Here is a 14,249-nt window from a genome sequence, read left to right on the forward strand (position 1 = left end):
TGATCGAAAATCCGACAGAGTATCAGCCTCTTGCCCGGTTTCGATCGTGTCGGAGCCGGGGAATCCCGATCAGCAATCAAAGGAGTGTGCCGCGATGGCGGATGCTGGCGCAATCAGAAAGACAGGCCAACGGTTTGTTTTGATCCTGCTGGGCCTGTTCGTCTTGAATTCAATGGCCTGGGCCGACAGCCGGAATGCGTGCAGCCGCAGAGTGACGACGGGCGAGGATCTCCAGGTCGCCCTGGACGGTTTGCCGGAAAACGGCAGTCACCAAATCGTCTGTCTCGATGCGGGCACGTTTCACCTGCAGGACATGGTGGTCCTGGAGCGCAACAACCTGACGCTTCGCGGGGCCGGCCCCGACAAGACGATCCTGCAGATGGCCTCCGGGGTCTCCAGTCCAGTGCTGGTCCTGGGCGATGCCCATCACCAGGAACCCCAGCGCCCGATTCGTCAGGTAATCGTCGAAGGCCTGGGCATTCACGGCGGCGGCCACAGCGACAGTGAATTCCGGCCGGACCTGCCATACCTGAGCAACAGTGGCCTGATTGTCCGTCGCGGTGAGCAGATCACGCTGCGTAACCTCGAGCTGAATGACTGCCGCAGCGCCTGCCTGCTGACGGAATACCACAGCAAGGACGTGCTGATGGAAAACAATCACGTCAGTGGTGCGGAATGGGACGGCATCTCCCTCAACCGGGCCGGTCCGACGCGGATTATCGGCAACACCATCGAGAACAACACGGCGGCCGGGATTACTGTGGAATTCATGGAAGGCAGTGAGATCCGCAACAATGTGATTGCCAACAACGGCTCCCATGGCCTCTATCTGGCGGATGCCGAGCACAACCGGTTTGAGAAGAACATGATCCGGACCAATGCCGGGGCCGGGGTGTTCCTGACCTGTTCGGTTCGCGATCGCGATCCGGTGCTGTGCTGGGACAACAGTTTCAGCCGGGACAACACGTTTGTGGATAACCGCTTCGAGCACAACCGCTTCGGCTACCAGGTGGCGGTGGACAAGGCGGCGAACTGTCTGGATTTCCCATCGCCTCCAAACGTCTCCCGGGGCGATACCTTTGTGGACAGCCCCAATCACGAGCCGGCCTGGGAGGAGTACGGGCATTGTCTCGCTTACGACGGCAGCAAGGCGGTGGAAACGGTCAGTCAAAAGGAAGCCGGGGCCCGGTAGTCCAACAGCTCCAGACTCCGGCTCGACACGTGTTCAGTGGTGGACGGCCCGCGGTAGCGCCTTGGCCTGTTTAATCCAGTCTTCCACCTGACTCATTCCGGGCAGTTGGCGGACCAGATTCCGTTCTTCGTTCACCTCGGCCATTTTGGCGTGCAGGTTGTCGGCCTTTCGCTGGGCCAGTTCCGGGACGGTATCGACACCGGCGTATTCGAGAAGGTCGGCATACTGGGTGCTGATGCCGTTGATCCGCGCCAGGTCCGCCCGGTTCACCCAGCCCAGGATAAGTTTTTCGCTGATGCCGGTTTGCTCGGCGGTGGCCCGGCGCCCCTTGGGATCGCCGCAGGTCTTCAGCAGATCGGCCAGGGAATGGATATCGACCCGTTCCAGCTTGCCGGCGTAGGTCTCGCCGATGCCCTCGATTTCGGAAAGTTTGCTCATGGTATTGCTCCCGTAGCAGTCGCTGGACTGTTCTGACAGTCCGCAAACCGGCTGCAACGGGCGGGTATCCGCGACGGGGCGTCCACCAGGCAGCCGAGTGACCGCGAAGCCAAGTGTCCCATCTGGCCTAATACCGCATTTTAAATTTAGCCGACGCCAGCCAAAGTGAAAGGCCGTGATCACGCCGTAACCAGACGGTAACTGGCCGGGGGTATCGGCCAGTGCTAATCTCCTGAAAACCTTTTGATAATCGACGCACCGCCAGGGAATTGCGATGCCATCCGAAGCCAGTCCGACTGCAGTACCCACCGCCGGGAGTCGGCGCGCCCTCTGGTCCTGGGCCTTCTACGATTGGGCCAACAGCGCCTTCTTTACCATTATCCTCACCTTCGTGTTTGCCCGTTATTTCAGTCAGTCCGTGGTTCAGGACGATGTGGCCGGCACCGAGGCATGGGGCAACATCATAGGGATTTCCGGCCTGTTTATAGCGGTCCTGGCGCCGATTCTCGGGGCCATAGCGGACCAGTCCGGCCGTCTCAAACCCTGGCTGGTGACGTTTACCCTGCTGTGTGTGTTCGCCAGCGGTATGCTCTGGTTCATCACTCCGAGTGCCGATCAGTTCTGGCCGGCGGCGATCTGGGTGGGCCTGGGTGTCCTCGGCGCCGAGTTTGCCTTTATCTTCTACAACGCCATGCTGCCCGAACTGGCGCCGCCGGATCATGTCGGGCGCTGGTCCGGTTGGGGCTGGGGCCTGGGTTATGTGGGCGGCGTGCTCAGTCTGGTGGTGGCCCTTTACGCCTTCATCGAGCCGGAAGGGGCCTGGCTGGGGCTGGATGCAGCGCAGGCGGAGCCGGTCCGGGCTACGTTCGTGTTGGTCGCGATCTGGTATCTGGTGTTTTCACTGCCCATTTTCTTCCTCACACCGGATCGTCCGCCGACCGGAATACCGGCGGGTCAGGCCGTGCGCGGGGGGCTGCGCCAGATTGCCGAGTCCATCCGGCACGTGCGCCAGTACCGGCACATCCTGCGCTTTCTGATCGCGCGCATGATCTATACCGACGGCCTGGCGACGGTCTTCACGTTTGGCGGCGTCTATGCCGCGGGCACCTTCGGGATGGAGCAGACCCAGGTGCTGCAGTTCGCCATCGCCCTGAACATCACGGCCGGGCTGGGCGCCGTGGGCTTTGCCTGGGTCGACGATGCCATTGGCGGGCGCAACACCGTGCTGCTGTCCCTGGTGGGCCTGGGGGCCAGCGCGCTGGCGATCCTGGTGGTGGAGTCCGTGGCCGGCTTCTGGACCTGGGGGATGATTCTGGGGATTTTTGTGGGGCCGCTGCAATCCGCCAGCCGCTCGTTCCTGGCGCGCATCGCGCCGGAACATCTGCAGACGGAAATGTTTGGCCTGTTTGCCTTCTCCGGCAAGGCGACGGCGTTCGCCGGGCCGCTGCTGGTAGGCGCGGTGACCGCTGCAACGGGCAGTCAACGCTGGGGTATGGCGACGATCCTGGCTTTCCTGCTGATCGGTTTCCTGCTGATGCTGACCGTCCCGCCGGCCGACCGCGTGAAGGCGGAAGCGGCGGCTTGATACCCGCCTGCCGAGCGTTCACTCTGGAGGTGTGCACGATTCCGGAGGGCCCACATGACTCAGACCCCGATACCGGATGCGCAGGCCATCCACGATGCCGAGGCCCGTATCCGGCCTTACCTGTCCGAAACGCCCCTGCTCCGGGTGCCCGACCTGGACGCCATGATGGGCGTGCCGCTCCACCTCAAACTGGAAACCCTGCAGCGAACCGGCAGCTTCAAGGCTCGCGGCGCCCTCAACTGGGTTCTAACGGCCGAACCGGAAGAGTTGCGACGGGGGCTGGTGACGGTCTCCGCCGGCAACCACGCTCTCGCACTGGCCTGGGCCGCGGCGAAGCGTGAGGTACCTGTGACGGTGGTGATGCCCGAAGGCTCCAGCCCGCTGAAAGTCCGCGGTACGGAATCGCTGGGGGCGACGGTGATTGTCCAGGGCACGATCCAGGAGGCGGTGTCTCATTGCCATCGCCTGCGCGACGAGTCCGGGCTGACGCTGGTCCACCCCTATAACGATCCGCGTGTGATGGCCGGGCAGGGCACCGTGGGTCTGGAGCTGCTGCGTCAGTGCCCGGACATGCGGCGTGTGCTGTGCCCGATTGGTGGCGGCGGCCTGATTTCCGGGCTGGGTTTGGCGTTGAAAGCGGCCCGGCCAGAGCTTGAGTTGATCGGTGTGGAGCCGGCGGGTGCGCCGACCATGCGCCATGCCTGGGATTGCCAGGATGCCGCCGCCGCACTGGATCAGGTCGACACCTGGGCGGCCAGCCTGGCGCCGGCGGTGGTGGGCGAAAACACCTACGCCGTGAGCCGGCGAGTGGTGGATGACATCCTGACGGTCAGCGAGGCGTCGATCCGGCAGGCGACGCGATACCTGCTCTCCTGCGGCCACCTGATGGTGGAGCCGGGGGCCGCCGTTGGCCTGGCGGCGTTGATCGAGCATCGTCTGCCGTCGGTCGACGGCGATACCGTGCTGGTGCTGACCGGCGCGAATCTGGACCTGGAGCAGGTCGAGCGCTGCCTGGATGACTGATCACTGCTGACGGGCCATCTTCAGGAAACGGTGATGGATCCGTCGAACCCCCAGGAAGACACCGCCCAGTACAACCGGTATGGCGATTCCCAGCACCAGCGATTTGTTGAACGTCCAGCCGTTGTCGTGGGCCGCATCCAGGCCCAGCTTCAACAGGCCGATCAGGTAGTAGCTGATTGCCACCACCGACAGCCCTTCCACCGTGTGCTGCATCATCAACTGGATTTTCGAACGCCGGTCCATGGAGCTCAGCAGTTCCTGGTTCTGGCTCTGGATGGCCAGCTCGACCCGGGTCCGCATCATCTCCGACGCCCGATCGACACGACGAGACAGATCCTCCAACCGGTCGCCCACGGACTGGCAGGTTTCCACCGCCGGGGTCAGGCGCCGCGTCATGAATTCGGTGAGGGTCAGGTGGCCGCTCAACTCGTCTTCCCGCAGGGCTGCGAGTCGGGACAGCACCAACTGGTGATAGGCCCGTGTTGCCGTAAACCGGAACGTGGAGCGGGCGCGGAAGGCCTCGATGCGGGCGGCGATGTCGGTCAGTCGGGCCAGAATCGCCGGTTCGTCCACGTCCGCGTTGTCGGCCAGTGTCTGGGTGATGGCCGCCAGGGTCTGATCCATATCCGCCAGGCCGGGCGATATGTCCCGGGCCAGGGGCAGCGCCAGAAGCGCCATCAGCCGATAAGTCTCGATTTCCATGACCCGTTGGGTCAGCCGCCCCAACTGGCTGTCGGACATGTGGTGGTTGAGGATCATGAAACGGCCGAAGCCATCGCTGTGCAGCCGGAACGTCCCCCAGATCCGGGCCGCACCTTCCTGCGGGCTGCTGCCCACCAGGCGCAGCTCTTCAAACCAGGGCCGCACCCGCGCCAGGTCGACGTCCGGGCCGCCGGCCACCTGCTGCACGTCCAGGTGAAACGCCGCAACAACGGTTCCCTGTAATTGTTCCAGCCAGCCTTTGGGCAGATGGGTGATGCCGGTCGACGTAAACGGATCGGCCTCGGGATCGGCCCGACTGGTGAAGGTGTAGGAGGCAAATTCAAGGTGCATTTCCCGCCGGATGCGCAGGGTGCCGAAGTCCTTCTCGTAGCAGCTGACTTCATGGACGGGCGCCTCGAACCCCAACAGGCGGTGCAGGTGCTGCAGGTGTCGGAACTGTTCGCGACGCTGGCCCGGTGTGGTTAACAGCGCGATATGAGTTACCCGGGCCGGACAGGACAACACCTGGAACGGCCGTGAATGCAGCTCGTTGTAGAGCTCATCGCGCAGCGGGTGCAAATCGAGACGGCCAAGTGACGGGTGCAAGGCAATGTTCCTCAACGGGTTTTATGACGGTCCTGTGATGACCATAGGCCAAAGCGGTGTTACCGGGAAGGCGACGATGGGAGGAGGTTGATCATCATGAATATGTGTCGAAAAAATTCACACACCTTGTTCATGCTTCTGAATAACCAGTGATTTTTTCACCTAAAGCGACTGATTTAGGGCATGAATTCCGTTTGTGGATCGCATATTGCTGCTGTCGGCGTCGGCCCGGATGGGCCCATGGATATGGACAGGATTCTAACGATAAGGAGTTGTTATGAAGACGGGAGCAGTGTTGTTGGCTGGATGCCTGATGGCGGCGAATGCCGGCGCCGCAACGATTCACTTCACCGGTAACATCGAGTACCACAACGATGTCGTCTACACCTACTTCACCCTGGATAACGACGCGGACAACGTGCGTATCTGGACGGATTCGTATCAGGATGGGACCAACTTTGATCCGATCACGGCCCTCTGGAATGCAGACGGATCACTGATTGATGAAAACGACGACAACAGTGGCATCAACCCGTCGACCCAGACCCGTTATGACTCAGGGTTTTCACTGAGCAGCCTGGCGGCGGGGAATTACATCTTTACCATCGCCACCTTTAACAACGCGGCGCAAGGCAACATGCTGTCCGACGGGTTCGCATACGACGGCCTGGATCCGATTCCCCTGGCCGAATGGGATCAGCCCGCCAGTCACGAGGGCATGGGGCCGAACTGGAGCCTTTGGCTGGACGGCGTCGACAGCGCTTCCAACCCGGACGATGCGGCGTCCGTCCCCGAGCCGTCCTCCGTCGCCCTGTTGGGGCTGGGTCTGCTGGGCCTGGGACTGCGTCGCGCCCGTCGCGGTTGAGTCCCTGCGAGCTGGCGTGACAGAACGCCAGCTCGCTCAGAGCATCTTCCTAGATATACTCCCAAAGCCACTGCTCGACCTGTCGCTTGTCCTTGCGCGAGGTCAGGCGCTCGGTATCCAGTGACATCGGCTGGATCTGTGGGCATTGCACATCGCTGCAGTCCAGGCTGAAGGTCCGTGCCGCACCGAACGGGTGGTCTTCCGGTCCGTAGATGGAGATGATGGTCAGCCGCAGTGACAGGAAGTCCACCTCCCGGTCCCGGGGTAAGCCGTCATCCACCTGGACACCGCCGGCAACCGCAGCCCGCTCGATCAACTCCCGGAAACTCTTCACCTCGATACAGGCGCCACTGTGCAGCGGCCCCTGCCGCGTGCGTTCGCGGACGGGTTTGCGGTTCTCGTCATCGTCCAGGCTTTCGTCCGGGTCGGTGGCGGTGGTGCAGAAAACCCCTTCCGACGTTTCCAGCTCCACCACCAGGCACTGGATGAAGATGGGCTCCTTGCTCATGTTGCAGATCAGGCAGGGGGAATCCAGGTCGTCCTTGCCCACGCCCTTGTTGATCAGCAGGCGCGGCCGGGTATCCCGCCGGTAGGTTGTGTAGAGGAGTTGCGCGTAGAACAGCCAGATGGCCAGCGTGCAGACGCTGGTGATGACCTGTAATACGCCACTGTGTTGGTTGAGCCAGTCAATCAAAGACGCTCTCCTTGTCCTGATGGGCCCCGCGCGGGCGTTGCCTTCGAAACCGTCCAGCATGAACTTTCATCGATTCGACGACAAGCAAGGCCGGCCGAAGGGCTTTCCTGGTCTACGAATGATAGTCTGTACGGCTATTTAACGGGGACATCGAGATGGGCGTACTCTTCGAAGAGATTGATAGCCAGCCGTCCGACATCGGCGAGATCACACTCCGGCGGCGACGCATTCCGGCGTTGGGCGACCGCGATATCTACGAAGTGAAACTGGGCGAGGAATTCCTCATGTCCAGCATGTTCGTGGACGCCGAAATGGCGCTGGCGGACCTGGGCCTGGGTGCGTTGACCGGCGATGACTTTGCAGTGGTTGTGGGCGGTCTGGGGCTGGGTTATACCGCCGACGCCGCGCTGCGCGACAAGCGCGTGGGTGAGCTGCTGGTGGTGGAAATGCTGGAACCGGTCATCCGCTGGCACCAGCAGGAAAAAGTCCCGCTGGGCGCCGTGTTCAACCGGGACGATCGCTGCCGCTTCGTGAACGGCAGTTTCTTCGACCTGGCCGTCGAGGGTGGGTTTGATCCGTCGCAACCCGGGCGCCAGTTCGACGCCATCCTGCTGGACATCGACCATTCCCCGAGCGATTTCCTGGACGAGGGCAACGCCAGCTTCTACCAGCCGGACAGCCTGCGCCTGATGAGCCGGCAGCTCAAGCCGGGTGGCATTTTCGCGGTCTGGTCCAATGAGCCGCCGGCAGACGCCTTCATGGCGGATCTGGGGGCCGTCTTCACGGGTGTCGAGGCGAAGGTCGTCAGCTTCTTCAATCCGTTCCAGAACGGCGAATCGTCGAACACCGTCTACCTGGCCCGCCAGCCGGCCTGAGCGATCGGTTCAGCGCCAGCTCACCAGGCAGCCACCGCGCACCCTGTAGCGCCCGGTTTCCTTGCCGCGGCGCTCGTAGACCCACCACTGGCCTTCCTTGTGGTCTGGATCCCCCAGCACGTAATTGAGTTGTTGAGCGCTCATGCCCGTCTTGACTTGCCGCCGCGCTCGCCAGGTGCGCAGCTGCGTTGACTGGATGTAACCGAGATCGCAGCCATCGGTTGATGTCTTGCGGCTGGCGTGGTGGGCGGGTTGCCAGACGTCGACGTCGGTGCCGGTATCCAGTCGACCGCCGGTGGTCACCGGATGGACCTCGACCTCTTTTGCATGCTTCGAGCAAGCCGAGTCGGAAAAGATCACCTGGCCGTTGGGACCCTGACATTGATAGATGGCGGCGGACACCGCCGGACAGACACCCATGCCGAGCATGAGTATCAGTAGGGACGTGCGCATCCTGCGTTCTCCTGCCCGATCCGTGGGCGTTGGTTGTTCTCTTAACGCATCAGCCTACCAGAAAGGACCGATGGCTGCCCGTCAGCTCTGGGGTGGATGGGGCCGGTGACGCGGCAGGAGCAGGTCGAACACCACACCGTCGGGATCGCTGACGTTGCGGGCGCTGATGTGCCCGCCGTGGTAGTCGGTAATCAGCCGCACGATCTGCAGCCCCTGGCCCAGGTGGCCATCCTGTTGGCCTTCGCGCAGGGAGACAAACGGGCTGAAGATTTCGCTGGTCAGGTGAGCGGGCAGCGGCGCTCCCGCATTGAACACCTGCAGGTGCCAGACCGCGTCCCGATCCTCCAGCCGCACTTCGATCAGGCCGCCGGTCGGGGTGAAATCCCGGGCATTGTCCACCAGCTTGTCCAGCAACTGGACCAGCAGTTCCGGTGAGCCCTCAAACGGACAGCCCGATGTCGGTCCCTCGTAACGAATCGTGTGGTCCGGATCCAGGCTCTGGTAGGCCGCGGTGGCCTGGGCGGCCACGTCGGCCAGGTCGAAGGATTCCCGCTCGGCCTGCTCGAAACTCTTTTCCAGCCGCGCGGCCTCGCTCATGCCCTGCAGGATCTGGCTGAGGCGGTCGGTGGCCTGGTTAGCCCGGTCGATGTAGGGCGAGTTGGCCACCTCCGGGTTATCGTGGCGCAGGTTTTCCAGCGACGAGCGCACCACCGCCACCGGTGTTTTCAGCTCGTGGGACAGGCGACGGGCAAAACTCTCGAGATAGTCCGTATAGCCGTGCAGGTTGTCGATCAGCCGGCTGAACTGGCGGGACAGTTCTCCCAGTTCATCGCCGGCACGGCTCTCCGGAATCCGCTTGAGCAGGCGTCCATCGGCGTCCACCGTCGCCGCCACGCTGCGTTGCAGCCGCGTGATCCGCCAGGACAGCCAACTGGCGTAGCCAAGCAGCGTCAGCACCAGCAGACCCACGAACAGCACGCTGCGGACGATCACCCGGCCCAGCGTATCGCCGGACAGGGCCAGGATGTCCTTCAGCGATTGTTCGAGCACCAGCGTGACCGGCGCGCCGGACGGTGTCGTCAGGGTGCGTCGATACACCAGTGCAGACTCTTCGTCACCGTGACGCACCAGTCCCTGCTCGGGGATGGTGGGCACCGCGTAACGTGGCGACGCCTCCGGAAGCGGTGCCGGATCGGGTTGGAAGCGACGCAGCAGGGCGCGCAGGCCATTGAGGGCGATCTGTTCGACGATCTGCCCCGGCCCCAGGCTGTCGAAATCCGTAGTGTCTTCCTGCAGCGGTCCGTGGCTGTCCACCAGGACCCAGCCCTTGTCGTGCAGCAAGAGCACCCGCTGGCCCGAGCCCAGCAATGGCTGGATCTCGCCGCCCAGAACGGTCAGCGGATACAGCAGGTGGGGCAGGTGGTGGCCGGCGTCGTAACCCATATGCCCAAGGAGGCGGTAGCCGCCGCTCAGGCTCGGGTCCGGGTGCCAGACTTCGAAGCCGATTTCGCTGTTCAGGGCGGGGCGGGGCATTCGCAGCTCCACCTGATAACCCTGCGCCGTGGCCTGCCAGACGCCGGTGACCCGGTAGTCGCCGGGGCCGCCACCGGGTGCGGCGCCCACCACCGGGCCGGGCGCCGGCGTGCGGATTTCCCGGGTGATGGCGTGGCCGTTGTCGTTGAGGTAGAGGCGCAGGTGAGCGTGTGGCGCCTCGGGATCACCCGGATCGAAATAGCGGCCCGGCGCCTGGCGTACGCGGATCAGCAGATACAGGGACTGGCCGTCCACGGCCGCGCGCCACTGCACCGGATCGTCTGCCGAGATCGGGCTGGCGTAGGCGGAATCCGTGTCCTCGTCCCAACTGGGCCAGTCGTCGCCGTAACCGTCGATGAACAGGTGCCGGGTCAACGGTTGGGCGTACAGCAGCCGTTGGTCCGGGGCGGGCAGGACGTTGAGGCTGGCGCGGTCGTTCTCGATCAGGTGCTGCAGCCGGGCGGACTGCCGGGCCAGCTGCTCGGTGGCCTGGGCACGCAGCGCCGAGTCGAGCTCCAGCACGAACTGCAGGCCCGCCCAGGGAATCAGCAACACCAGCAGGCAGGCGATCAGCAGCTGGCGTTTGAGGGTCAGGCGGACCATGCAGACTCAGGATTCATGGGCGTTCCAGCGGTAGCCGAAGCCGTAGGCCGTCTGCACGGCGTCGAACGCCGGATCGGTCTGCTGGAATTTGCGCCGGATGCGTTTGATGTGGGAGGTCACCGTGTTGTCGTCGAGGACGGTGTTGGCCGCCTCCATCAGTTGGGTGCGGCTGCGAACGTGGCCCGGGTGCTGGACCAGCGAGTGCAGCATCCAGAATTCGGTGACGGTCAGCTCCACGGCCTGGCCGTCCCATTCCGCGGTCATGCGATCGACATTCAGCGCCAGGCGGCCCCGTTGCAGTTTCTCATCGGCCTGCTGGCTGCTCTGGGACCAGGCGTCCGCCCGACGCAGCAAGGCGGCGATACGGGCGAACAGATGGTCCAGGCTCATGTCCTTGGTGACGTAGTCGTCCGCGCCCAGGCGCAGGCCGGCAACCGAGTCCGCGTCGCTGTCGCGGGCGGTCAGGAAAATGATGGGCAGCAGCGCCGAACGCTGGCGCAGGGCCTGGCAGAGGTCGAAACCGCCCTCGATTTCTTCACCCAGGCCCACGTCGATGATGGCCAGGTCGGGCAGCGGGCCTTTCAGACCCTCCAGGGCTTCCGGGCGGCCGGCGTAGACCGTCACCTCGTACCCCCGTCGTTGCAGGGCGTCCCGGTAATTTTCCCGGATCGCGGGTTCGTCCTCGACTAGCACGATATGGCGTTTCATACATCCGGCTCACAGCTTCCCTAAAGACTGACGGCTATTTAAACATGCCGGGGGCCCCTCGCAAGCATTGACGGTCCATTTGCCACAATTGATCACGATTGACCCGCAATCCCGACAGGTTCTCCCACGGCTTTGCCTTTCCCGGACGGTGTAATAGCCAAAAATCGAATGGCAAAGAGGACATGCTGTGCAAAACCTGACCCTGTCTCGGCCCTGTGGCCTGCGCTCGAAAACGACCTCCCGGCCCCGTTTATTGCGGGTGATGGAAGGCATCAGTCTGTGGCTGGCGGTGGCGTTGTTTTTCGTCCTGCAATCGGCGGCTGCGCGGGCGAGTGAGTCGCCCGGTACCGGCGAACTGCGCCTGATGACGCCGTCAGGGCAAATCGAAACGGCGCTGGCGCTGAACACCGATTACCGCGTCAACGTCAGCGCATTACTGGCCGATACCCGCCTCAAACAGACCTTCCGCAACACCAGCGACGACTGGCGCGAGGGTACCTATGTCTTCCCCCTGCCGGAGAAGGCCAGCGTGTACGCCATGCGCCTGCATATCGGTGAGCGGGTCATCGTGGGCGAGATCAAGACCCGGGAGGACGCCCGCAAGACCTACGAAAAGGCCAAGTCCGAAGGCAAGCAGGCCGCCCAGGTGGAACAGCAACGGCCCAACCTGTTCACCACGCGCGTGGCCAATATCCCGCCGGGCGAAACGGTCACCGTGGAACTGCGCTACCAGCAGCGGGTGACCTACCGGGATGGCGAATTCAGCCTGCGCCTGCCCACCACCCTGACGCCCCGTTACATGCCGGGCGAACCGCTGGTGGATGATCCCAAACCGGTCGCCTGGCAACAGGGCTGGGCGGTGCCCACCACCGAGGTGCCGGATGCCGACGCCATCAGTCCCTACACCGTCACTCCCGGCGATGTGCCGGCGGGGAGTCATCGGGCCCAGGTGCACCTGACCCTGAACGCCGGCCTGCCGATCGAGCAGGTGGTCAGCCCCAGTCACGCGCTGGATTCGGTCTGGCGCGGCCAGCAGGTGGAGGTGAGCCCCAAGGGCGACGGCGTCACCATGGACCGGGACGTGGTGGTGCGTTGGCGCCCGAAGCGGGAGCAGACGCCTTCCGCGGCCGTCTTCCACGAACAGTACGACGGCGAAGACTATCTGTTGGCGATGGTCGTCCCCGGCCTGAACGGCGGACAGTCGTTATCGCGGGAGCTGATCTTTGTGGTGGACACTTCCGGCTCCATGGCGGGTGAATCCATCCGCCAGGCGCGTGAGGCCCTGCTGGCCGGGCTGGAAACACTGAAACCCGGGGACCGCTTCAACATCATCCAGTTCAACAGCACCACGTCGGCCCTGTTCGGCAGCGCTCGCGATGTGAGTGCTGACTCACTGCGGGCGGCGCGTCAGTATGCGGCCAACCTGTCGGCCAACGGCGGAACGGAAATGTCACCGGCCCTGGACCGGGCCTTGCGCCAGCAGGGGCCCGCCAGTGAAAAACCGTCCACCCAGGTACGTCAGGTGCTGTTCATGACCGACGGTGCCGTCGGTAACGAGCAGGCGCTGTTCCAGCAGATTCACGACCAGTTGGGCGGCACTCGACTGTTCACCGTGGGCATCGGTTCGGCCCCCAATATGCACTTTATGCGCGAGGCGGCCCGCTTCGGCCGGGGGACGTTCACCGCGGTGGGCAGTGGCGCTGAAATCGGCAGCCAGTTGGGGAGCCTGCTGGATCGCATGGCCGCTCCGGTGCTGGGCCATCTCTCGGCGAGCTGGCCGGACCAGCCGACGGCGTTTCCCGAACGTCCCGGCGATCTGTTCCAGGGGGAGCCCTTGGTACTGGTGGCCCGTGGTCAGGCGCCGGCCGGTGAACTCAGGCTGAGCGGCGAGTTGCCGGACGGCACGCCCTGGCAACGCGCCCTGAATCTGGACGCTGCGGCACCCGGCCAGGGCCTGCATCGCTACTGGGCGCGTCAGCAGATCGACCAGATCAGTGACCAGCGCATCTACGGAGCCTCCGAAGCGGATATCCGTGCCGAAGTCACGCCGCTGGCGCTCGCCCACGGTCTGGTGACGCCCTATACCAGTTTCGTGGCCGTGGATCAGACACCGGTCCGGACCCGGGAAGACAAGCTCAAAGCGGAGTCGGTTCCGACCCTGCTGCCGGCGGGCAGCACTCCGGGCATGCTGCGCTACCCGCAAACCGCCACGCCCTCGTCGCTGCTGATCCTGATCGGCCTGGCGGGCCTGATGCCGGCGTTTGGCGTGTTCCTGGCCCGGCGGAGGGTCTTCGGATGATGCGCGCGCTGATGACGCTGACCGTCGCCGCCGCCATCACCCTGGTGGCCGGCCTTTGGATTCCCCTGAAAGCGCAGCTGGCCCAGGAGCTGCTCAACATGGCCTGGGCCCAGAGCCAGGCCGAACAGGCCCGCAACCGTCCCTGGCCCTGGGCGGATACCTGGCCCGTGGGACGGCTGCGGTTGCCGGATGGGAACGACCCCATGGTGGTGCTGGCGGGCACCAGCGGCGAAAGCCTGGCCTTCGGGCCGGGCCACGTCACCGCTTCGGCGCTGCCAGGCCATGCCGGCACTGTGATTCTGGCCGGCCACCGCGATACCCATTTCAGTGTGCTGCAGGAAATCCGGGTGGGAGATCGGTTGGCGCTGCAGGGCCTCGACGGCGATTGGCATCGCTATCAGGTGGTGAACGAACGGGTGGTGGATTCCCGGCAGTCACGCCTGGATTACCGGCCGGACGGCACCAATCGGCTGATCCTGGTGACTTGCTACCCATTCGACGCACTCGATCCCCACGGACCGCTGCGTTATGTCATTGAAGCTGAGGATCTGGAGGGGTTGAAAACAGACAGCCAGATCGCCGTCAGGCCGGCCCAAAAGCAGGCAACGAACCCGCCCGGAAGTGATCTATTGACCTCTGCCAACGTAGGACTTTGACATTGTTTGACAAAAGT

The 14,249-nt window shown here is 63.9% G+C and carries 12 protein-coding genes and 1 pseudogene; 7 read left to right on the plus strand and 6 right to left on the minus strand.

The genetic code is table 11. The annotated features are described in order from the left end of the window. The first annotated feature begins 211 nt into the window (after positions 1-211). Complete coding sequence (locus JL474_RS11940; protein ID WP_203142232.1) at positions 212-1,192, plus strand: right-handed parallel beta-helix repeat-containing protein; 981 nt, start codon at positions 212-214, stop codon at positions 1,190-1,192. A 33-nt stretch (positions 1,193-1,225) separates the two neighbouring features. On the opposite strand, the gene JL474_RS11945 is transcribed toward JL474_RS11940, so the two are convergent. Continuing rightward, positions 1,226-1,630, minus strand: coding sequence for a DUF4332 domain-containing protein (locus tag JL474_RS11945; RefSeq protein WP_203142233.1), 405 nt, complete (start codon positions 1,628-1,630; stop codon positions 1,226-1,228). Positions 1,631-1,904: 274 nt separating this feature from the next. On the opposite strand from JL474_RS11945, the gene JL474_RS11950 reads away from it, so the two are divergent. Further along, positions 1,905-3,215, plus strand: a complete 1,311-nt coding sequence (locus JL474_RS11950) for an MFS transporter (RefSeq protein WP_203142234.1) — start codon at positions 1,905-1,907, stop codon at positions 3,213-3,215. A 54-nt stretch (positions 3,216-3,269) separates the two neighbouring features. Further along, on the plus strand, positions 3,270-4,238 hold the full coding sequence (locus JL474_RS11955) for a threonine ammonia-lyase (protein WP_203142235.1): 969 nt from the start codon (positions 3,270-3,272) through the stop codon (positions 4,236-4,238). Here JL474_RS11955 and JL474_RS11960 read toward each other — a convergent pair whose 3' ends face one another. Beyond that, on the minus strand, positions 4,239-5,546 hold the full coding sequence (locus JL474_RS11960; RefSeq protein WP_203142236.1) for a DUF3422 family protein: 1,308 nt from the start codon (positions 5,544-5,546) through the stop codon (positions 4,239-4,241). 337 nt (positions 5,547-5,883) lie between these two features. On the opposite strand from JL474_RS11960, the pseudogene JL474_RS11965 reads away from it, so the two are divergent. Further along, positions 5,884-6,411: pseudogene (locus tag JL474_RS11965) on the plus strand (DVUA0089 family protein); the annotation flags it as partial. Positions 6,412-6,460: 49 nt separating this feature from the next. Here JL474_RS11965 and JL474_RS11970 read toward each other — a convergent pair. Continuing rightward, positions 6,461-7,105, minus strand: a complete 645-nt coding sequence (locus JL474_RS11970) for a hypothetical protein (protein WP_203142238.1) — start codon at positions 7,103-7,105, stop codon at positions 6,461-6,463. A 155-nt stretch (positions 7,106-7,260) separates the two neighbouring features. Here JL474_RS11970 and JL474_RS11975 point away from each other — a divergent pair, with 155 nt between their 5' ends. Then, positions 7,261-7,980: a spermidine synthase family protein gene (locus JL474_RS11975; protein WP_203142239.1), complete on the plus strand. Its 720-nt coding sequence runs from the start codon at positions 7,261-7,263 to the stop codon at positions 7,978-7,980. 9 nt (positions 7,981-7,989) lie between these two features. Here JL474_RS11975 and JL474_RS11980 read toward each other — a convergent pair whose 3' ends face one another. The 3 genes from JL474_RS11980 to pdsR form a co-directional block, all read right to left on the minus strand. Next, positions 7,990-8,433, minus strand: coding sequence for a DUF4124 domain-containing protein (locus JL474_RS11980; protein WP_203142240.1), 444 nt, complete (start codon positions 8,431-8,433; stop codon positions 7,990-7,992). Between the two features lie 81 nt (positions 8,434-8,514). Further along, positions 8,515-10,569 (minus strand): ATP-binding protein, encoded by a 2,055-nt coding sequence (locus JL474_RS11985; RefSeq protein WP_236012204.1) that lies wholly within the window; start codon positions 10,567-10,569, stop codon positions 8,515-8,517. Between the two features lie 6 nt (positions 10,570-10,575). Further along, positions 10,576-11,277, minus strand: coding sequence for a proteobacterial dedicated sortase system response regulator (gene pdsR / locus JL474_RS11990; RefSeq protein ID WP_123634621.1), 702 nt, complete (start codon positions 11,275-11,277; stop codon positions 10,576-10,578). A gap of 187 nt (positions 11,278-11,464) precedes the next feature. On the opposite strand from pdsR, the gene JL474_RS11995 reads away from it, so the two are divergent. Together JL474_RS11995 and JL474_RS12000 are read left to right on the plus strand one after the other, a co-directional pair. Further along, positions 11,465-13,576: a marine proteobacterial sortase target protein gene (locus JL474_RS11995; RefSeq protein WP_328797817.1), complete on the plus strand. Its 2,112-nt coding sequence runs from the start codon at positions 11,465-11,467 to the stop codon at positions 13,574-13,576. Then, positions 13,573-14,232, plus strand: coding sequence for a class GN sortase (locus JL474_RS12000; RefSeq protein ID WP_203142241.1), 660 nt, complete (start codon positions 13,573-13,575; stop codon positions 14,230-14,232). The genes JL474_RS11995 and JL474_RS12000 overlap by 4 nt, the downstream gene beginning before the upstream one ends. Positions 14,233-14,249: the final 17 nt, after the last annotated feature.

Source organism: Marinobacter mangrovi, from assembly GCF_016798325.1.
Classification (GTDB): Bacteria; Pseudomonadota; Gammaproteobacteria; order Pseudomonadales; family Oleiphilaceae; genus Marinobacter_A; species Marinobacter_A mangrovi.